Source organism: Bacillus sp. RIT 809 (genome assembly GCF_016892495.1).
GTDB lineage: Bacteria > Bacillota > Bacilli > Bacillales > Bacillaceae_G > Bacillus_A > Bacillus_A cereus_U.
Map to the genome: position 1 here is coordinate 114,091 of NZ_JAFEMR010000009.1, position 21,348 is coordinate 135,438.

Genomic DNA, 21,348 nt, shown 5'->3' on the forward strand with positions numbered 1-21,348 from the left:
GAACTTGTATGAAGAGAGGGAAATTTGGGAGGGTTCTTACAGGAACTTTAGTTACTGGTATGCTATTGTCACAAGGTATTCCGTATAACGTATTGGCAGAAAGTGCGGTTGAATTGAAGCCAGTTGATAATGCGGAACAGGTACTAATGAATCTGTCTCCAGAACAAAGAAAAGCGTTGGAACAGCTAGATGTAAGTCCTAATTTTACGATTTCACCTGATATTGATTCTAATAGTCCTGAATTAGTTAACGTTATCGTGGAATTCAATCAAGCTCCAGCAAAAATTGAAGTGATGAAACAAGCGGCGAAAGGGAAGAAAATAACTACTACTACTGCGCAAGCAAAAGTGGATGAAGAGCATAAAGTGTTCAAACAACATGTCGAATCCTTAAAATCGAAGAAGGATGCCGGCACTTACGATACGAAAAAAGTGAAGGTTACACGCGAATATAAGAATGCGATCAACGGCGTAGCGATGACTTTACCTGGTGTGGCTGTGCAGGAGTTGATCCAATCTGGAGTAGTAAAACGTGTCTTTAAAGATTACGAGGTAAAAGTGGAACCTCCGGTAGAAACAAAAGAAACAATCGATCCGAAAATGGCGGACAGTATTCCGCAAATTGGCGTGGACAAGCTTCATGCAGAAAACATTACAGGTAAAGAGATTAAAGTCGGCGTTCTTGATACAGGTGTTGACTATAATCATCCTGACTTAAAAGGTGCCTATAAAGGCGGATATGATTTTGTAGATAACGATGCAGATCCGATGGAAACGACATACGAGGACTGGATAAAAGCTGGTAAGCCAACATCTCCTGGCTATGTGTATTATACAAACCATGGTACACATGTAGCAGGAACGATTGCAGCTCAAAAGAAAAACAATGCGGATTATGCTGTGAAAGGTGTAGCACCTGATGTAGATTTATATGCTTATAGAGTATTAGGTCCTTGGGGCGGAGGTAATACAGCAGGAATTCTTGCTGGAATAGATAAAGCGATTGCAGATGGTATGGACGTTATCAATATGTCACTTGGTGCGCAGACTAACGATCCGTTATATGCTACTTCTGTCGCGACAAATAACGCTATGCTTTCAGGTGTGGTAACAGTTGTTGCCGCAGGTAACGCCGGGCCAAACGAAAAAACGCTTGGTTCCCCGGGAACGGCAGCTCTTGGTATTTCAGTAGGGGCAAGTGATGCTGCCATGTCTATTCCTACATTCAGCGCAAGTGTATCTAACGAAAAATTTGAAAATATGCAGCTATTAGGTAAAGATTTTCCTGATAAGTTAGAAGATCTACAAGGGCAAACCTTACCGATTGTATTTGCGGGACTTGGTAAAGAAGCTGATTTTACTGGAAAAGATTTGAGCGGGAAAATTGCGCTGATTCAACGCGGGGAAATTACGTTTGATGAAAAAATCAAAAATGCTAAAAAAGCCGGAGCGAAAGCTGTTATCGTGTATAACAATGCTGACGGACAAATATCCGCCTACTTAGGTGAGGGGGTAGGTCTTATTCCATCTTTCCGTCTGTCAAAAGCGGATGGAGAACGGTTAAAGGCGCTAGGTGAAGTATCTTTCAAATTCGAGACGCTGGGCAATACAAAAACGGAAGGTGATCACTTAGCTGATTTCAGCTCCCGTGGCCCGGTAAACGGAAATTATGATATTAAGCCGGATGTAGTCGCTCCTGGTGTGTCGGTTTTCTCTACTGCACCGGAATACATCAATGATCCGCAGGACGGTATAAATTACGGCAATGCATATGTACGCTTGTCTGGTACTTCTATGGCTACCCCTCACGTAGCGGGTACAGCAGCATTGATTTTGCAGGAGCATCCAGAATACACTCCTTTCGATGTAAAAGCGGCTCTTATGAATACATCCGATGATTTGAATGGTCAGAATTCCGTATACGAAGTAGGCGCAGGGCGCATCGATGCGTATCAAGCCGTTCATACGGACACATCCATTAAAGTATTAGACAAAACACAAAATGTCGAGAACGGAAACGTTGTCGAAATTGACGAACAAACAGGATCCATCGTGTTTGGCAGACATGTTAAGCAAGGGGATAAACCGATTGAAGCGAGCAAAAAAGTAAATGTCCAAAACCACAGCAAGGAAGAAAAATCCTTTAAATTAGAAGTGGAGTATCACGGCGAACGTACAGGTATTCAAGATGCAGCGAAGAACGGTGTAAAAGTTGAGGTACCAGGCTCTATTACAGTAGCAAGTGGACAATCACAGGAGATGGAGCCGAAAATCACGATTCCTGCTAGCGCAGCGAAAGGCAGATATGAAGGGTATATCCATGTGACGAATGCGAACAATCCGGCCGAAACATATCAAATCCCATTCGCTGTCATGGTGACGGAAAAGGGATTTGAATATATAAAAACGACTTCACCATCCGTAACAAATACAACACCTTTCTGGCAATATTTAAACCCTATGGTCCACGGAATAATGAAGTTGAATAGCCCAATGAAAACAATCGATGTGCTTGTTAAGGACAGTAAAACAGGGAAAGCTGTAGGTTTTATAGGAACAGCGAACATCAGTAAATTGCCGACAGACGTAGAAACTTTTCTTCTAGGAGTATTCAGCGGTACTGTCTATCCATTTACAAATGATCCTTCCAAGCCGATTGGCGATCTTCCTGTGAAGCTTCCGGTAGGCGATTATATACTGGAAATGATTGCACATGATGAGGAAGGGAAATCATATGTTGTAGACAATCCGCTTATTGTGGACAATACAGCACCGGAAGTAAATATGGATAAAAAACCAGGAGTGATCGAGATTAATGACTCCATGTTTACGGAAGAGGATGGACAAAAAGCAGTATGGTTACATGGAACGGCTAAGGATGAGACAGTGGACGTATTACAATCAAAAGGCTTAAACTATGACCAATCATCCAACAGCATGGGTTACTCTGCAAACTCTCCATTCATAAATGGGTACTTCCCGATCCAAGCGAATGGAGATGTAAAATTCGGAATTGAGGAAAGTGATATTGCAAAAAAACCTTTACATTTAACTTTGACTACGTTTGATATGGCAACGGCAATGGGTAAACAAAACTATGTCTTTGTAAAAGAAGGTACGGAATATACGACTTCTAGTTACGATAAGAAAGATGTGAAAGTCGGCGATAACGTTACGATGACACTGAGTCTCAATAATGTGAAGCAGCTTGTATCTGGAGAATTCCAGGCCGAGTTCATCAAAGATTTGTTTAAGTTTGAGAATGTGAAACTGAACAATGCGGTAAACGAGTACGCGAAGGACAAGGGCTTGGAAGTATCGCTGCAAGAACCTGTCGTGACAGAAGGAACTCACACTAATACAGTGAAGGTCGGCGCATCTATGAAAGGGAATGCATTCAGTGGTATGGATGGAGATATGCCTTTCCTTGATGTCACGTTCAAATTAGTAAGTGATGCATATTTCGATAATGTTATCGGATTTAATGTAAAACAGGCGTCTTATATGAAAGCTGGACAAACAGCAGCTACTGCCATTCCTTATCTCAAAACAGAAAACTTTAATATCATTCCAACGCATTCGAGAGTGCAGGGTTCCATCAAACCGGAAGCATTTTTGATTGGGTCTGAGGGCTCTCAGTACTTGAGAAAAGCGGATTATACAAAAATCGGTGCCCAAGTATATGCGATGTCACCAAAAGGTAAAAAATATCAGGGAACAATTGATAATAAAGGATTCTTCACCATTCATGGTATCCCAGCTTCTACTGAAGCATACACAGTTGTTTTCGATATTCCGGGACATCTCAAATCGATGAAGAAATTCATTCCTGGATATTCTGTAAATGGTGAGATGCGCGGGCAACATGTTACATTAGGTGCTAAAGGTCTTGCAGGGGACGTAAATGGTGACAGATTGATTGATATTCGCGATATGCAAAGTGTAGTAGATGTATACGGTAAGAAGGATGCATCTATCTTGCCGCAGGACATCAATCAAGACGGTGTCGTAGACGAGACAGATGTCCGCTTCATTGAGAAAAACTTCTTACAAAAAGAAGTTGGCGTTCCAGAAGTTGTTAAGCCAAAAGAAACAATCGGTAAAAAAGGTCTGGCAGATTTCCTACGTCAGATCGGTCTAGAACCGAAGAAATAAAGTGAAACTATAATCAGTGGGGGTTTTGTTCATCCCCCACTGATTATTAGCCTTCACCAATCGGGCGTTTACGGGCAGCAGGGCTTCCACCTAACTTCTTTGCTCCAGCCGAATTTTGAGGTGGGAGTTTTACTGCCCACAAATAGCGGGATAAAAAGAAGGTGTCTTAGGAGCGGCTGCTGATAAAAGAGGGAGAAATATCATCTTCTGTAAATATCGATAGTCGCTCTTAAATAAAACGAGAAGTTCTTTATTAAGAATTCAATGACTATCTTAGAGATAAATCTAAAAGACATCAAGTAAGGAAACAATTCGTTTTTACCTCATATGGACTTATCAGCTTTTTAATAGCTTAGATATTATAAAAATAGGGGGATTATTAAAATGAGTCTTAAGAAAAAACTTGGTATGGGTGTTGCATCTGCAGTTCTTGGTTTATCTTTAATCGGAGGCGGAACGTTTGCTTACTTCAGTGATAAAGAAGTATCAGAAAACACATTTGCGGCTGGTACGTTAGATTTGAGCATTGATCCACAAGTTATCATCGATGTTGACAAAATCAAACCGGGTGATCAAATAGAACGCGATTTCCACTTAATCAACAGCGGTACTTTGAAAATTAAGGACGTTCATCTTCTTACTGATTACACTGTAACAGATGCGAAGGGTGATAATGGAAATGCTGATTTCGGTGATCATGTCAAAGTGGAGTTTTTATGGAACATAGACAAGAACACAGTTCCTGTATGGGAAACTACTTTGTCTGAATTGAAACAAGCTACTGCTGATGGTAACATTCCTGATCTTGTACAAAAAGGTGTTGTAAACTGGGAAGGAAACGGACTTGCTCCAGGCAAGGATGACACTTTCTATGTGAAATTCATATTTGTAGATAATGGAGAAGAGCAAAACGTATTCCAAGGAGATACATTGAAATTGAACTGGACATTCGATGCGGCTCAGACAAAAGGGGAAGAAAAATAAGTTCAAATTTTATTCATTATATCTATGTAACAACTGAACTGCTAAATAAAAGTGCAAGATAAAGAGAGGTCATACTATGAAGTATGACCTCTTTTCCTATATTTTGTACAATATAGGAGTTTCACTTGTAAATTGATGGTACATAAGCTGAGTTTAAGCTAGCATTTCCGCTTTTCGACTTTGAATAACATCATCATAATGCATGAGTAAATCACTGGAAATTTCATCCCAGCTTTTTGTAGCAGCATAAGAGTGAGCATCTTGGCTCATTTGTTTACGCATTTCTTCATTATTTAACAATTCATAAATAGATGATAAAAATGAGTCCTCATTTTTGGGTTCACATAGAAATCCAGTTTTTTCATCTTTAATGATATTTTTAACCCCACCACTATTCGCACCAATAACAGGTGTACCACATGCGAGTGATTCCAGTACGACGTTCCCAAATGTTTCAGTAGTAGATGGAAATACCATTAGATCGGAGGAAGCGTAGACTTCAGCTAAATTCGTGCCTTGTAAATATCCAGTAAAGGTTACATTTGTTTTTGGAACATTTTCATGCAGGCCCTTTGCGAGAGGACCATCTCCAGCGATGAGCCAATGAATATCGTCACGTTCTTTGTTTGTCGTTTGAATAAGTGTTTGAAGAGTGTCGATATCTTTTTCAGGAGCAAGGCGTCCGACGTAGGAAAGAATATATTTCGCTGTAATATTATATTTTTTTCGGAATAGGTCTTTATTGTAAGTTGGATGAAAGAGAGTACAATCTACACCACGTCCCCAAATATAGAGCTGTTGAAATCCTTTTTTCTTTAATTGATGTAATGTTTCAGGGGAAGGAACAAAGTTTTTTTGCATATGACTATGAAACCACTTTAAATAGTTCCATAACATACTGGAGAGAAACTCAATTTTGTAATAGTGTAAATAGGCGTCAAAATCAGTATGATAAGAACCAACGACTGGGATGTTCAATTTTTTTGCGTAATACAACCCACAAAGTCCCATATTGAAAGGCGTAGCAATGTGAATGATATCAGGTTTAAATGCAAGAAGTTCCCGTTTAATGCGCGGAGTAGGAAAGGCAAAGCGACATTCTGGATATAATATTGTTAACGGGATACTTCTCATTTTGTTCACATTCGCTACGAAATTATCTTCTGCCGTATGCTGAGGGGCGAAAACAGAATAGGCGATATTTTCTTTTTGAAAATATTTAGTTAAACGTTCCAAAGTTTTCGCCACACCGTTGACTTGTGGTGTAAATGTATCGGTAAATATGGCGACTCTCATCATATCGCTCCTTTACATGAGTGGAATGAGTTGATAAAAAGAGATGATGCCAGAGCAAGTGCCAAGGCACATGCCTACAAATACATCTGACGGATAATGAAGCCCTAAATAAATACGGGAAATACCGACGCATAATGCTAACGGTAATAGAAAAGCAAGAAAGTTTGGATTATAACAAATAAATGGAATGAGGACAGAGAAAACAGCCGTTGTATGTCCGGATGGAAAAGAATGATCTTTTAAAGGCTGTACTGGATATTTCGCATCTTGAATTGTTAAATAAGGGCGTTTTCGTGGATACCATCTTTTTAATATTTGCACAGGAATATGGCTAATTGTTAAAGAAATAGCAGTTGCAATTGCAGCTTGATGCAAATTCCCTGTTGCGAAAATTAAAAAGAATAGGGTAAGTGCAATGGAAAAACTTGCACCACCGATATGGGTAATATTGCTGAAAAAGATGTTTAATGTTTTTTGATCAAAGTAGCGATTAATTCCTTTGAAAATGTAACATTCTATTTTATATAGTCCACTGACCTTCATGAGATTTTTCCTCCCTCATTTACATATATATGGAGTTATTAACTTCTATTTTAATAAGATTTTATTGAGGGAATAATAATGTTTTGTAAAGAAAAAGTTAGCTTTTTTCATAAAAAAAGCTGCCATAAGACTGGCAGCGATAAAATCACTTTTGTAACGATTTATAATATTGTCCTTTTTCAACGTATTGTGTGCGAATACGTTCCATATCTTTACGGTCCTCTTCTGTTAATTCGCGAATGACCTTCGCAGGACGACCGAAAGCTAACGTATTAGGAGGGATTTTCTTTCCTTGTGAAACGAGACTACCAGCACCGATGAAAGCTCCTTCGCCAATTTCGGCGCCATCTAATATGATAGAGCCCATTCCAACTAAAGCATCTTTTTTAATATGACAGCTATGTAAAATAACTTGATGCCCAACGGTAACGTCATCTTCTAAAATAAGAGGATACTGGGGGCTTTGGTGAAGTGTACATTGATCTTGTACATTTACTCTATTTCCAATTATCGTTGGTGATACATCACCGCGGATGACTGTATTAAACCAAATACTTGATTCCTCGCCAATTGTCACATCGCCTGTAATGGTAACGTAGTCAGCGATAAAAGCACTACTCGCAATTTTCGGATTTTTTTCTTTGTAAGGATATATCATGTAAAGCCTTCCTTTCCTAGAGACTAGTTTTAGTGTATCAAATTATGAAAAAGAGTGAAATGGAGGAGTTTCGTATGTGGAACTATGAAGCGGAAGAAGCGAAAGCCGTCATTATTATCGTACATGGTGCTATGGAATATCACGGGCGTTATGAAGGAGTTGCAGAAATGTGGAATCATAGCGGTTATCACGTCGTTATGGGGGATCTTCCAGCACACGGAACAACTTCAAGAAATAGAGGACATATCGATTCATTTGATGAATACATAGAGGAAATAAAGTTATGGGTGAAAGAAGCAAGAAAATATAGGTTGCCTATTTTTTTATTTGGTCATAGTATGGGAGGACTTATTGTTATTCGTATGATGCAAGAAACGAAAAGAGAGGATATAGATGGGATGGTACTAAGCTCGCCTTGTTTAGGCGTATTAGCTTCACCTTCCGCTCCGCTTCGTGCTGCTTCAAAAATATTAAATGTCGTTGCTCCAAAATTGCAATTTGCAACAAATCTCACTGTAGAAATGTCAACTCGTAACCATGAAGTGAGGGATGCGATGGAGAATGATTCATTGTTCTTGCGCAAAGTATCAGTACGTTGGTATAGTGAATTGATTAAGTCTATCGAGATTGCTCATGAGAAAATAGATGATTTTCCAGATGTTCCACTCTTGCTAATGCAGGCGTGTGAGGATAAACTTGTAGATAAAACACGTGTCCGCATGTGGTTTGATAATGTTAAAATTAGTGATAAGGCATATAAAGAATGGCCTAATTGTTATCATGAGTTATTAAATGAGTATGAGCGTGATGAAATTTTGAATTATATTCAGTCATTTACTGAAATTCATATCAATAATATAGTAAAAACAAACAAATAAATCATTATTTGTACATTTAACAGAGGAGATGAAGGAAGAAGTGAACGTACCGAGTAATCCCATAACGCTCATGGCGAAAGTATACCGTGATGTGTTTCCGGTTGTACACCATGAGCTAGCGATGTGGAAAGAGCGTGCCTACCATATTCCGAATGATGAGCTTCATAGTCAGGCAATCGCAAGTATTGAGAATAAAACGTTTCATTGCGAGGGCGGTGGCATTTTAGCGCTGCTAGCAAATGAACATCGAGAGGAATGTATTCGTTTTATCGTAGCATATCAAACGATTAGCGACTATTTGGATAATTTATGTGACCGTAGTACATCACTTGATCCGAAAGACTTTGCGGCTCTTCATGAGTCGATGGTAATGGCATTAAGTCCTGAAGTTGAAGGAGGCGGTAATTATTATCGTTATCGTGATGATCAAGATGATGGTGGTTATTTAGATGAGCTCGTTGAAACGTGTCAGGATGTTTTAAAGAAAACGAAGCATTATGATAAAATTGCTCCAATTCTTCATGAGCTTGCTTGTTATTATTGTGATTTGCAAATTCATAAACATGTGAAGTTAGAAGAAAGAGAACCGCGTCTAAAAACATGGTTTGAAGCTCATAAAGAAAACTTGCCGCCGATGAGCTGGTTTGAATTTTCGGCTTGTGCAGGATCAACTTTAGGAATCTTTTGTCTTGTGGCATATGCATTCCATGATGAATTACATGATGAGGATATTGAGAAAATTAGACAAGGATATTTTCCTTACGTACAAGGACTTCACATTTTACTTGATTATTTCATTGATCAAGAAGAAGATCGTATAGGCGGGGATTTGAATTTCTGTAGTTATTACGAAAACGAGCAAGCTATATTAGATCGCATGAAACATTTTGTAGAAGAAGCAGAGAAGAGCATTGGTGATTTGCCTCATGCGAAGTTTCATCGTCTCATAAGCCGAGGATTACTTGGTATTTATTTATCAGACCAAAAGGTATCAGCGCAAAAGAATATGCACAAAATGGCACGGCGCATTGTGAAATACGGAGGTCTCACTTCACGATTCTTCTACTGGAACGGGAAGATGTACCGAAAGAAAATGGCGCAGTGATGAAGAAAACCACTCATATGGAGTGGTTTTCTTTTTATCCCGCATTAACGGGCAGTAAGACTCCCACCTCAAAATTCGGCGAATACGAAGGAGTTAGGTGGGAGATCAACTGCCCGTAAAAGCCCGATTGGTTCAACTAATAATCAGTGGGAGATGGACAAAACCCCCACTGATTAAAGTTTCACTTTATTATGATCGTATTTTTGAAAATACGTATATGAGAAGTTCAATTGCGAAAATAACTAAAACAGATATTCCGAATAAAGGCATTACAGTGCCTAGTATAACCATCATGATAAAGAAAACGAATATGCTTTTCTTATCTTTTTGTTTTGGTGGTGCTGCTAATTTGCCTTTCGGTTTTCTTGCTAACCACATTTTTATTCCGTAATAAATGAGAAGTAATAAAGATAATGTCGTTAGTAAGCATAATATTTTATTTGGCCATCCGAATAAATGTCCTTCGTGAAGCGGGATACCGTAAGTGAACCATCGTGCAAATAATCCATAATCACGATAGTCCGTTTTTGAAATAAGTTTTCCGCTATATTGATCAAAGTAAGCTGTTATCTCTTCATTTGGTGCCACGTGCATGCCCGTAATACCAGAACCACTTGATTTCGAAACAGTGAATACACCTTTCGGATCAGTCGGTAGTGAGATAACATATGGCTTCTTTATTTCAATCCCTTGTTGTAACTCATCAATTGAAATTATTTTTGGCTCACTTGAGTTAGATTCAGGAGGAGCTTCTTTTCTTGTTGCCCATGGCAACTCTTTTACCTTTGATTCAGGAGGTGCCATATACAATTTTGGATATCCGAGCGCTTCATTCGACGATGCAATTTTATAAATTTGGTTACCCATAAATCCAGACCACGGCAATCCAGTTGCGATTAACAGAACGAGAGGAATTGTAAATATAATACCGATAATAGAATGACATCGTTTTGCTTTTTCTCGCTTATTGGATGATGGGGTGTTTTTGAATTGGCGTATACTCATATACAACCCAGTTATAATCAAAAAGATTGTCCAGCACGCCGCAAGTTCTACAATATAATTGACGACAGTGCCACCAACTAAAAGAGAACTATGTAGTTCCCGCATTATATTGGCAAACGTTTCACTTGCGTTTTGATCTCCGACAATTTGATTATTGCTATCTAAATAAACGTATTTTTGCGTTCCTGTATATTCATTTGCGATTGTAAGTCTCGTATTATAATCCCCATTAAACTCACTAATTTTCGCCACACTATAATGTGGATATTTTTTCTCTGTTAATGAAATAGAATCAGACATCGAAATAGATTCTGTTTGGGCGCTCTTCCCAAAATATAAATCTTTATAGATGAAATCTTCAACTTCTTCCCGAAATAAATACCCAATTCCGCTCAGTGACAAAGTAATAAGAAGCGGCGTAATAAAAAGTCCAGCATAAAAATGCCAACGCCAAAAAATGTAATGAAGTGAACGATTTTGTTTCATACTTCAGTTCCCCTAACCTTCCCTATATGAATAAACTACTTATTTAATATAGCGAGATTAAGTGTGGATATTTTGAAAGAATTGTGAAAAATGTTAAAAGTTTTGGGGATTTTTATCAAACACAAAACACATTTCAAAAGGGATGTGTTCTATGTTTATGAAGACCTTTTTATATTTGATGCATACATCCTAACAACTGCTTTCGCAAGACATTGAGCGGAATCAACAAAGTCCTCACTCACCACCACATTCAAATCGGTACATGCGATAATAGCGGTATCTACTTCGTCTTTTAACTGTAAAACGAGCACACTCCATAATTTGCGAGCTTCCTCAATTTCTCCGCCTTTAATACAAGTAATAATTTGATTAATCATTTCTTGCCATTGTTCATTATGAATGTACTCTATATTACGTTTTATAATCCCGTCTTGGTAAATACCTGCTTGAACAGTCGCTTCTGTTGCGAGAAGAGCGACTCTTTTTGTATTTTCAGGAATTGCTTTTAACGTCTCATCGACTATATTCAAAATAGGAATGGTAATAGAACGCTTTAATTCCTCGAAATAAAGATGCGCCGTATTACATGGCATTGCGATGAAATCTACACCAGTACTTTCAAGTTTTTGTGCACCTTCAATAATCGCCTTTTTCATCGCTATATGATCAATAGGCCGATCTATGTAAAATGGTGTTGGACAAGAATAAATCATCATATGAGGAAAGTCCATATCATGCTTTGCTCCGTATATTGTTTGGCATTGTGCTACAACTGTATCGACGAATGGTCCAGTTGATTTTGGTCCCATTCCTGCTAGTATTCCGATCATTGTTTCGTCCCCTTTAATATGTAATTAAAAACGTTTTTTGCGAATGAGAAAAAGAAATAAAGTAAGTAATAAAAATGAATATACGATAGCCCAAGCTGTGAGCCATAGGGTGTGAGTAAGTATATTATATTTGTATTGCCCAAGCATTAAAAAGCTTTCGACAGGTGGTAAAAACCATAGTAGCTCTGTTTTAAAACGGATTGAAGCAATCGTCATAAGTAATATAAATGTAAGACTAAGCCAAGCGGTGCTTGCTTTTTGAATAATATTTCTAGTAAATAATGTTGCGATTGAAATTCCTAGTATAGAGAAAGACATGTGAGCGAGAAATCCGACTAGAAATAAAGAAGCTGTCATTTTTTCATTAAACATTTGCAAAATAATTGGATAGATTATGGATATAAAAGATAACACAGTACAAATGAGAAGAGCCGTAATATATTTACCAACGTATAATGCCGAAATATTATTTGTGTGTGAAATAGTGATTTGTTCTTGTACAGGGTCTTCAGTATGAAAAATTGTGATTGTAATCCAGGCAGATAATAAATAAAGTGCGAGTGCGGTTTCTAAATATGTCGGTACAATAGGAGTCGGTTTATATGTATATACAAAAAGCAAGCTTATACAGTACATCGCAATAGGAGGAATGTACTTATACGATTTTGTGTAATCGAGAAAATGGTAACGAATAAGCGCAAACATAATAAACCTTCTTTCGATTTAAAAATTAGGTTGTAGCAGTGTGATGGATGCCTTTTTATGTAATAAAAACTGAAGTATGTCGTTTGTATAATCTTTTTCGATTTGTAATTGAATGAGGTTTTGATTTGAATTGTGTGTAACATGTATAAATCCGGATTGTTGTTGTAGTTCTATTGCTGAAAATGTTTCGTGAACGATTGCCTCAATATAGACCTGTTCTGTTGATTTTTGCACAGAGGTATCTTCCGCAATTGTATGATTAGCTAACGTCACAATTCTATCGGCGAAGTGTTCTAGTAGTTGTTTTTCGTGACATGTGAAGAGTACAGATATACCTTGTTGTTTTAATGAAAGTAAAATATGCTCTAGTTCTTGCTGAGAGTTAGGGTCGAGCCCAGAAAGTGGTTCATCTAAAATTAATAAATGGACGTCCGTAAGTAATGCTTGCATAATACCTGTTTTTTGTTTCATACCTTTTGAAAAGTTTCGTACAACGGAATGCCTTGCGTGATGTAAGTGAAAAGATTCAAGGAGCACCGGAATTTTATTTCTTAAGTATTTTGTTGATAAACCATGAATGTGGCCGAGATGATATAAATAATCCTCTAATGTAAAACGAATCCCTTCAGGAAAATGCTCAGGTACATAACCGATTTGTATATGTTCTTTTCTTTGAAGTGTCCCTGCCGTAGGTGAAATAAAACCTGCAATTATTTTGAGCAAAGTGCTTTTTCCAGTTCCATTACCGCCAATAATAGCGAGTGCTTCTCCTTCTGGAATGGATAAATCGATGTTGTCTAGTATGAGTGATTTGCCGTACTTCTTTTGAATTCCTCTTAGTTTTACTAGCAAAGTTCTATCCTTCTTTCTTCAAATAGTGTATACATCCATTATATAGGAGAATAAGAAAAAGACGTGCAGTGAGTGCACGTCTTTTTTTGTTATGTTTTGTCGAAGAATCGATATATCGGCAAAATCGTTGATATATTATCGTTTCTCAATCGCCACAATAAATGGCGGGTTATTTTGCTGGTTAATGAAGCCGTATTGCAAAACGTGAGCTTGCTTTTGGTCTAGTTCTTCTGCAAATTTGAGAACAGCGTCACGTTCTACTTGTCCTTCTGGATGTCCGTGGTAAATGACAAGGACGATGATACCTTCAGGTGCCATTAGTTCTAGCAATTGTTCAATCGCCGAGATTGTTGAGTTCGGTTTTGTGACGATATGTTTGTCACCGCCAGGAAGGTAACCTAAGTTGAAGATTGCGCCTGTTACTTTTCCTTTTGCATCTTCTGGTAATACGGATACAAGTGTGTCGTGACTATCGTGAACTAAAACAGTACGTTCGAAAAGTTCTTTTTCTTTTAGTCGGATAGTAGAGCTTTCGATCGCTTCTTTTTGAATATCGAATCCAAATACTTTTCCGTTATCTCCAACGATTTCAGCTAGGAAGCAAGTGTCATGTCCATTGCCAAGTGTTGCATCTACTGCGTAATCGCCTTCTTTAACAGCCGTTTGCAGTAGCATGCGAGCAAACGGTAATACACGTTCTAATTTCATTTTTGTTTCTCCTCATTTGCATATTTTCCTTGCCAGCTTCCGCGGCGTACAAATTCTGCATCGATGGAATTTAATACTTCCCATTTATTTAAGCTCCACATTGGGCCGATCATTAAATCAGGTGGACCGTCACCTGTGATGCGGTGCACAATTACGTCTTCTGGAATAATTTCAAGTTGGTCGACAACGAGACTTACGTAATCTTCAAGAGATAAGAATTCTAGTTGTCCTTTTTCATATTGCTTCACCATTGGCGTTCCTTTTAACAAATGAAGTAAATGAATTTTAATTCCTTGTATGTCAAGCTTTGCAACTTCACGAGTTGTTTCCATCATCATGTCGTAATCTTCAAGGGGAAGACCGTTAATAATATGCGAGCAAACTCTAATACCGTGCTTACGTAATTTATTTACGCCTTCCACATAAGATGGATAATCGTGAGCACGATTAATAAGATTTGCAGTTCGTTCATGAACAGTTTGAAGTCCGAGTTCAACCCAAAGATACGTGCGTTTATTTAAGTCCGCTAAATATTCAACAACATCATCCGGTAAGCAATCTGGACGAGTCGCAATAGAAAGACCGACAACGTCTTTTTCTGTTAGAAGCGGTTCGAATTTTTCTTTTAACACTTCAAGTGGAGCATGTGTATTTGTATAGGCCTGGAAATAAGCGATACATTTTCCGTCTTTCCACTTTGCGTGCATTTTTTCTTTCATTTCATGATATTGCGTTATTACATCATCGCGGCGATCACCTGCAAAGTCACCAGATCCAGCGGCACTACAAAATGTGCAGCCTCCGTAAGCGACTGTGCCGTCACGGTTTGGGCAATCAAAGCCGGCGTCTAATGAAACTTTAAAGATTTTTTCACCAAATTCATTTCGTAAGTGGTAATTCCATGTATGATAACGTTTATTGTCATTTGTATATGGAAAAGGGTTTTGAACCTTCATTATTTTCCCTCCTAAGACGAGTCAAAATGAAACAAAATCCATTATAACATACTCATAAGGTTCATATGGAAGGGACACACTAAAGGAGAATTGAAGCAAGGAGGGACAAGTATGGCAGAGCGTCAATCACTTGAATCGTATATTACACAAGCGGAAGAAGCGGTGGAATATGCGAAAGAACAATTAGACCAAGGCATGAGACAAGAGCATTACAATACGATGGAGTATTCAGATGCGCAGTTGCAATTAGAACAAGCATATAACGACTTACAAACGATGCAGCAACATGCGAATGATGAGCAACGTGAGCAGTTAAATAGAGCACGTATGGCAATTCGCCAATTGCAACATCAAATGATTATTACACCGCACTAATAAGGAGTGAATGTAATGGCGAAACGTTCAGATCAAAATAATCCAGAGCAAAAAACGCAAAATGGACACAACGCTGAGTTTTCAAATGAGCTTGATCCTGTTGTTCAAGTGAAACAGCGTAATAGTAAAAAAGGACAACCTCAAAGATCAAAGCAATCAGAGTAACCAGGTCGCAATATGACCTGGTTTTATTTTATTACAAAAGTGTAAGGTAAATGTAATGTTAACAAATAGCAGTTCCCCTCCAAAAGGCGCAGAATAGGTAATGGAAAAACAAGCGTAGGAGGATATATATGACGAAACCAGTTGTAGACGTGAAAAACGTTCAAAAAGTGTACGGTAAAAAAGGTGAGAACCAATCACACGCATTAAAAGGTGTTTCATTCTCAATTCAAGAGGGTGAATTTGTTGGGATTATGGGACCTTCTGGTTCTGGTAAAACGACATTATTAAATGTAATTTCAACACTAGATAAAGCAACGGGCGGCGTTGTGGAAATAGCAGGTACGGACATTACGAAAATGAAACAAGGTGAGCTTTCTGATTTCCGTTCACAAAAATTGGGGTTCATCTTCCAAGATTTTAACTTATTAGAGAACTTATCTATTTATGAAAACATTGCACTTCCACTTTCACTTCAAGGTGTTTCATCACGTAATATTGGACCGAAAGTAGAAAAAGTAGCAGATATGTTAGGGATTTCAGCAATACTTCAAAAGTATCCATCTGAAGTATCTGGTGGACAGAAACAGCGTTCAGCAGCAGCGCGCGCTTTAGTGCATGAGCCTGCAATTATTTTAGGGGACGAGCCAACAGGAGCTCTTGATTCTAAAAATGCAGCAAGTTTACTTGATGCGATGACAAACTTAAATGAAGAACAAGGTGTATCTATTATGATGGTTACTCACGATCCATATAGTGCAAGTTACTGTCAGCGTATTTTATTCATTCAAGATGGTGAGCTATATAAAGAAATTCACCGCGGTGGTACGCGTGAAGAGTTTTATAAAGAAATTTTAGATGTGCTTGCAGACTTAGGCACACAAAAAGCGTAAGAAAGGAGGTCTAGGGCATGTTATTTAAACTTTCCATGTCAGGGCTGAAAAGTAAGCTAAAGGATTATATCGTCTTACTTGTCGGTCTTGTTATGTCTATTTCAATTTTTTATATGTTTCAAACGTTAGCACTGAATAAAGCGTTTATTGAATCCAATTCTGTCATTAAGTCTATTGGCTTCGTATTCCAAGCAGGTTCATTTCTATTAGCAATTATAACGTTCTTCTACATTTTATATGCGAACTCTTTCTTATTATCTCTTCGTCAAAAAGAGTTTGGTATGTATATGATGTTAGGAGCAAAAAAGCATAAAGTTACATTACTTATGTTTATTGAAACGATTGTATTAGGTGCTGCGTCTCTTGCGATTGGACTTACAGTTGGTGTAGGACTTGCAGAAGGTATCGGTCAGTTATTAATGAAACAATTGGAATTTGCTGGCGAAGGCTATAAAGCATTTTATCTACCATCTATGACTGTTACTTGCATATTCTTCTTTGCACTATTTGTATTATCGGCAATTATGAATAGTATTAAATTATCTCGTATTTCTGTATTACAACTTGTACATGCAGATGCACAAACAGAACGTGTTGCAGTAAAAGGAAAAATGACAGGTTTAGTTGCATTCCTTGCGGTTATTTTATTAGGAATTGGCTATGCATCAATGATTTATATGGAAAAACTAAGAGAAATGGGAATCCTAATTGCATTAATTACAACAACAGCCGGTACTTACATGCTATTTGGATCACTTCTCCCGGTCATTATTAAAAAGTTAAAGAGTAATAAAAAACGTAGTGAAAAAGGGCTTAACGCTTTTACTTTTGCACAATTAAATTTCCGTATTAATAGTTTAACAAAGGTTCTTGCGACAGTAGCGATGTTAGTTGCTCTTGGAGCTGGTGCAATTTCAGGTGGTATGGCGTTTAAAAATAACGTTATAAAAATGGTAGATGGTTTAGTAATATATGATTCAGTTGTTCATAACCCTACAGCTGAAGAAAAGAAAATTTTAGATGGTATTACATTTAAAGAGAAAAATGAATATCGTTACAAAGTTGATGATAAATACGTTTATTATGTAAAAGAAGATTTAGAGAACAATCGTCCTTTAGTAAAAGATATGGCAAATATGGAATCGATGAAGGATTTAGTAAATACGAAAAAAGTTTCAGAGGAACTACCAGTAGGTGCAGTTTCTAGAGAAATGAATGAAAAAGATGCGAACGCTAAAGAACTTTCAGAAGAATGGGTAGATGCTTTTAGTACAATCCATCCATATTATATATACGAAGATCATGCAATTAAGATTGTAGATCAAAAAACGTACGATGGGATAAATGGTAAAGAAGGTATAGCATTTATCGGAAAAACAGATGACTTTTTAACATATACAAAAGAATGGAAAAAACTTGACGAGTTGCAGCTAGATAAATATAAAAATGTAACAGCTGAAAGAATGAACAGCAAATATCAATCTTACGATATGTTCTATGGTGTTGCGAGTGGAACAGTATTTATGGGCTTCTTCCTTGGAATTGCTTTCTTGGCGATGATGGCAAGTTGCTTAATGTTTAAAATTCTTTCTGGTGCATCAAAAGATATTACACGCTATCAAATGCTTCGTAAAATCGGTGTGCGCCGTGAATTATTAACAAAATCAATTTATAAAGAGTTATTCTTAGTATTCTTATTCCCGGCAATTGTGGGTATCGCCCACGTATTAGTTGGTATGAATATTTTCGGATTTATTTTAGTTGATCCGTACTTCCGTATTTGGATACCAATTGTAATTTTCGTAGTCATTTATGCGATTTACTACTTCATTACAGTTCAATTGTATAAAGGAATTGTTCTTCCGAAAGAAGATTAATAACGAAAAATACCGAGCAGAGGGTGCTCGGTATTTTTTGTTATTTTCAGAAAAAATAACAAAATCATTGATATGTTACTTAATTATAGTATACAATATAATTAAGTAACATAAACTAAATGTATAAAGTAGCGGAAAAGAAAGGAGGAATCCAACTTGCAGAAAGAAGATGGGTCTTTATTTGAAGTTATAGGCATAGCGCTAAGGTCAAAAGAAGTTTTACTATTTTCATCTTTATCCCTCGTTATTTTTCTAACCGCAACGTATTTTTACAATAGTAAGTTTCCAAATCATAAATATCCAGAATTTTTAGGTGTATTAAAGTATATCGCTCCAATTGTATAGTGTAAAAAAAATTAAAAGGTAATGGATAATACATGGAAATCTCATAGCATGATAAGGTAAAATGGACAACATAATGAGAAAATTACCGTTCATAAGATGAGGAGAATACATGTATGGAAGTTGTAGAGGCATTAAAGAATATAGAGCACATTCAGGCTATGAAAGAATATTTAAAAGAACACTCGCAGCGAGATTATCTTTTATTTGTTATTGGGATTAACACTGGATTAAAAATTACAGAACTACTGAGTATTAAATTTGAAGATGTATTAAATGAAGATGGAACTGTTAAAGAGTTTTATTCTCTTCCTGTGAAAGATGAAAAGTTTAAACAAGATATTTATTTAAATACAAAAGTAAAAGAGGCGCTTTTAGCGTACGTACAATCTTTTGATATTCAAAGAGAAAACTACGTATTTCAATCTAATAAAACAACAAATTCAATCTCACGCCAACAAGCGTATCGTGTTATCCATAGTGCAGCTGAAGCGGTCGGAATACTTGGTAAGATTGGAACGAACTCAATGAGAAAAACATTTGGATTTCATGCATATAAAAGAGGCATAGCAATCGCACTGTTGCAAAAACATTTTCATCACGCGACTCCGTCAGAAACGTTAAAGTATTTAGGGATATCAAAAGATGAAAAGTTTAAAACAGAGATTGATGTAGATTTGTAAAAGGGAAGAGCCGTAACTAAAAAATTTTAGGAGGCGGGAATATGAATATTAGAGAGAGTGAACTACCGGGCATTGGATGTAAATTTGAAGTGATAACAAAGGGTAATGAAAAAATGGTTATTGTTATTCACGATGATGGACGAAGGGAAATGTATCATTTCGATGTGGATCATGATGAGAGTATTTCAAGCATTTCTCTTCGCGATTCTGAGGCGAGACAAATTGCGGCTATATTAGGCGGGATGGTATATAGACCACAAGCTTTAGACACGATTGAGATGGCTTTTGAAGGATTATCAATTGAATGGTTTAAAGTAGAAAATAACGCACCAGTGGTACAAAAAACAATTGGTAGCTTACACGTTCGAAAAACATATAACGTAACAATCATTGCTATTTTGAAAAAGAATATGAAGAAATTCTTTAATCCAGGCCCAGATTCTATCATTGAAGCTGGCGATATGCTCGTATTATCGGGCGAAAGACATGAAGTGAAAAAAATTATTAATGAGTTACTTTCAGCAGGAGGTGACTCGTAATCGATGGATACTTTAATTTTTGAAGTTGGAACTGCGTTAGTATTAGTAGCTTTTGCAGCTATCCTCGCTGCAAAGTTAAAGTTTTCGATTATTCCGTTTCTCATTATACTCGGTATGCTAGTGGGGCCTCATGCCCCAGATTTAGGACTTATCGATTTAAGGTTTATTGAAAGCGGAGAAGTTATTTCCTTCCTCGGCCGTGTTGGCGTCATATTCCTCCTATTCTACTTAGGCTTAGAATTCTCAATAAAAAAATTAATTAAATCAGGAAAGTCGATTGCTTTTGGGGGTAGTGTTCATATATCGCTTAATTTCATATTAGGTTTACTTTATGGATATATAATGGGCTTCCCCTTACTCGAAACATTAATTATTGCGGGAATCATTACAATCTCATCGAGTGCAATTGTAGCGAAAGTAATCGTTGATTTAAGAAGAACTGGTAATAAAGAGACAGAACTAATTTTAGGAATCATTATGTTTGATGACATCTTTTTAGCTGTATATTTATCAGTCGTTTCAGGATTAGTACTCGGAGGTGCAACGTCATTTGTAGGTGCTCTTACATCCGTGTTAATCGCAGTAGGATATATGTTACTATTTTTTGTAATCGCTAGAAAAGCTACGCCGTTCCTAAATAAAGTATTAGATATTTCTTCAAACGAAATTTTTATTATCGTAATATTCGCTATTTTATTCTTTGTAGCAGGATTTTCAGAAACAATTCATGTTGCTGAGGCGATTGGAGCATTATTATTAGGACTCGTCTTTTCAGAAACAGAGCATAGTGATCGAATCGAGCATCTCGTCGTCCCGTTTCGTGATTTCTTTGGAGCTATATTTTTCTTCAGCTTCGGTTTAAGTATAGATCCGTTTTCGCTTGGAGGAGCAGTATGGTTGGCATTAGGAGCAGTTTTCATTACTCTTATCGGTAATTTTACAGCTGGAATGATTGCAGGGCGTAAAGCCGGGTTATCGCATAAGGCTTCTACGAATATTGGTTTAACACTTATATCACGCGGGGAATTCTCCATTATTGTCGCGAATCTCGGGATAGCGGGTGGCTTAATGGCAACGATTAAACCATTCTCAGCCTTATATGTTTTAATATTGGCGTCGTTAGGGCCATTATTAACGAAGGAGTCTGGGAGAATATACTCTCTACTAGACAAAATATTTAAATGGAGTGCTAAAGAAAGTGCAAAACGTAAAAAGGAAGTTGGATAACCTTTCGCGAGGGAACGATTCCATTGTTTATAGATTAATATTTTACAAAGACGATTAGAATACATTCTAATCGTCTTTGTGCTATTATCT

21 protein-coding genes are annotated in these 21,348 nt (G+C 37.3%); 12 read left to right on the forward strand and 9 right to left on the reverse strand.

What is annotated here, in order from left to right; genetic code table 11:
- Positions 1 to 8: 8 nt before the first annotated feature.
- Entirely contained in the window at positions 9 to 4,154 is a 4,146-nt protein-coding gene (locus tag JTF23_RS12035) for a S8 family serine peptidase (protein ID WP_204208843.1), read from the forward strand.
- Positions 4,155 to 4,538: 384 nt separating this feature from the next.
- A complete protein-coding gene (locus tag JTF23_RS12040; RefSeq protein ID WP_204208844.1) occupies positions 4,539 to 5,138 on the forward strand; it encodes a TasA family protein in 600 nt (199 codons plus the stop codon).
- Positions 5,139 to 5,291: 153 nt separating this feature from the next.
- Here the strand turns inward: JTF23_RS12040 and JTF23_RS12045 are convergent, their stop codons facing one another.
- From JTF23_RS12045 to JTF23_RS12055, 3 genes are all read right to left on the reverse strand, one after another.
- Positions 5,292 to 6,434, reverse strand: a complete 1,143-nt coding sequence (locus JTF23_RS12045; RefSeq protein WP_204208845.1) for a glycosyltransferase family 4 protein — start codon at positions 6,432 to 6,434, stop codon at positions 5,292 to 5,294.
- Positions 6,435 to 6,446: 12 nt separating this feature from the next.
- Positions 6,447 to 6,977, reverse strand: a complete 531-nt coding sequence (locus JTF23_RS12050) for a phosphatase PAP2 family protein (RefSeq protein WP_204208846.1) — start codon at positions 6,975 to 6,977, stop codon at positions 6,447 to 6,449.
- Between the two features lie 145 nt (positions 6,978 to 7,122).
- Entirely contained in the window at positions 7,123 to 7,635 is a 513-nt protein-coding gene (locus JTF23_RS12055) for a gamma carbonic anhydrase (protein WP_105585966.1), read from the reverse strand.
- Between the two features lie 74 nt (positions 7,636 to 7,709).
- Between JTF23_RS12055 and JTF23_RS12060 the strand changes: the two genes are divergently transcribed.
- Together JTF23_RS12060 and JTF23_RS12065 are read left to right on the forward strand one after the other, a co-directional pair.
- Positions 7,710 to 8,513, forward strand: coding sequence for an alpha/beta hydrolase (locus JTF23_RS12060; protein WP_204208847.1), 804 nt, complete (start codon positions 7,710 to 7,712; stop codon positions 8,511 to 8,513).
- 40 nt (positions 8,514 to 8,553) lie between these two features.
- On the forward strand, positions 8,554 to 9,618 hold the full coding sequence (locus JTF23_RS12065; RefSeq protein ID WP_002199075.1) for a tetraprenyl-beta-curcumene synthase family protein: 1,065 nt from the start codon (positions 8,554 to 8,556) through the stop codon (positions 9,616 to 9,618).
- A 189-nt stretch (positions 9,619 to 9,807) separates the two neighbouring features.
- Here JTF23_RS12065 and JTF23_RS12070 read toward each other — a convergent pair whose 3' ends face one another.
- The 6 genes from JTF23_RS12070 to mnmL form a co-directional block, all read right to left on the reverse strand.
- Entirely contained in the window at positions 9,808 to 11,109 is a 1,302-nt protein-coding gene (locus JTF23_RS12070; RefSeq protein WP_204208848.1) for a PepSY-associated TM helix domain-containing protein, read from the reverse strand.
- 155 nt (positions 11,110 to 11,264) lie between these two features.
- Positions 11,265 to 11,939: an aspartate/glutamate racemase family protein gene (locus tag JTF23_RS12075; RefSeq protein ID WP_016106416.1), complete on the reverse strand. Its 675-nt coding sequence runs from the start codon at positions 11,937 to 11,939 to the stop codon at positions 11,265 to 11,267.
- 24 nt (positions 11,940 to 11,963) lie between these two features.
- Positions 11,964 to 12,644, reverse strand: coding sequence for a hypothetical protein (locus JTF23_RS12080; protein ID WP_002160153.1), 681 nt, complete (start codon positions 12,642 to 12,644; stop codon positions 11,964 to 11,966).
- A gap of 18 nt (positions 12,645 to 12,662) precedes the next feature.
- Positions 12,663 to 13,496, reverse strand: coding sequence for an ABC transporter ATP-binding protein (locus JTF23_RS12085; RefSeq protein ID WP_204208849.1), 834 nt, complete (start codon positions 13,494 to 13,496; stop codon positions 12,663 to 12,665).
- Positions 13,497 to 13,631: 135 nt separating this feature from the next.
- Positions 13,632 to 14,204: a tRNA 5-(aminomethyl)-2-thiouridylate-methyltransferase MnmM gene (gene mnmM, locus JTF23_RS12090; protein ID WP_016106413.1), complete on the reverse strand. Its 573-nt coding sequence runs from the start codon at positions 14,202 to 14,204 to the stop codon at positions 13,632 to 13,634.
- Positions 14,201 to 15,160, reverse strand: a complete 960-nt coding sequence (gene mnmL, locus JTF23_RS12095; protein WP_016106412.1) for a tRNA modification radical SAM protein MnmL/YtqA — start codon at positions 15,158 to 15,160, stop codon at positions 14,201 to 14,203. The genes mnmM and mnmL overlap by 4 nt, the downstream gene beginning before the upstream one ends.
- 111 nt (positions 15,161 to 15,271) lie before the next feature.
- Between mnmL and JTF23_RS12100 the strand changes: the two genes are divergently transcribed.
- From JTF23_RS12100 to JTF23_RS12135, 8 genes are all read left to right on the forward strand, one after another.
- Positions 15,272 to 15,535, forward strand: coding sequence for a YtzC family protein (locus JTF23_RS12100; RefSeq protein ID WP_002112394.1), 264 nt, complete (start codon positions 15,272 to 15,274; stop codon positions 15,533 to 15,535).
- A 15-nt stretch (positions 15,536 to 15,550) separates the two neighbouring features.
- The gene (locus JTF23_RS12105; RefSeq protein WP_001129345.1) at positions 15,551 to 15,700 is read left to right on the forward strand and encodes a hypothetical protein; all 150 of its coding nucleotides are present in this window, start codon (positions 15,551 to 15,553) and stop codon (positions 15,698 to 15,700) included.
- Between the two features lie 128 nt (positions 15,701 to 15,828).
- Positions 15,829 to 16,590 (forward strand): ABC transporter ATP-binding protein, encoded by a 762-nt coding sequence (locus JTF23_RS12110; RefSeq protein WP_016106411.1) that lies wholly within the window; start codon positions 15,829 to 15,831, stop codon positions 16,588 to 16,590.
- Between the two features lie 17 nt (positions 16,591 to 16,607).
- Positions 16,608 to 18,467: an FtsX-like permease family protein gene (locus tag JTF23_RS12115; protein ID WP_204208850.1), complete on the forward strand. Its 1,860-nt coding sequence runs from the start codon at positions 16,608 to 16,610 to the stop codon at positions 18,465 to 18,467.
- 156 nt (positions 18,468 to 18,623) lie between these two features.
- Positions 18,624 to 18,812 carry a hypothetical protein gene (locus JTF23_RS12120; protein ID WP_002123196.1) on the forward strand — a complete coding sequence of 63 codons (189 nt, stop codon included), beginning with the start codon at positions 18,624 to 18,626 and terminating at the stop codon, positions 18,810 to 18,812.
- A 113-nt stretch (positions 18,813 to 18,925) separates the two neighbouring features.
- Positions 18,926 to 19,492: a tyrosine-type recombinase/integrase gene (locus tag JTF23_RS12125; RefSeq protein WP_002160158.1), complete on the forward strand. Its 567-nt coding sequence runs from the start codon at positions 18,926 to 18,928 to the stop codon at positions 19,490 to 19,492.
- A gap of 41 nt (positions 19,493 to 19,533) precedes the next feature.
- Positions 19,534 to 20,031 (forward strand): cation:proton antiporter regulatory subunit, encoded by a 498-nt coding sequence (locus tag JTF23_RS12130; RefSeq protein ID WP_016106408.1) that lies wholly within the window; start codon positions 19,534 to 19,536, stop codon positions 20,029 to 20,031.
- A gap of 3 nt (positions 20,032 to 20,034) precedes the next feature.
- Entirely contained in the window at positions 20,035 to 21,258 is a 1,224-nt protein-coding gene (locus JTF23_RS12135) for a cation:proton antiporter (RefSeq protein WP_016106407.1), read from the forward strand.
- The last annotated feature ends 90 nt before the right edge of the window (positions 21,259 to 21,348 follow it).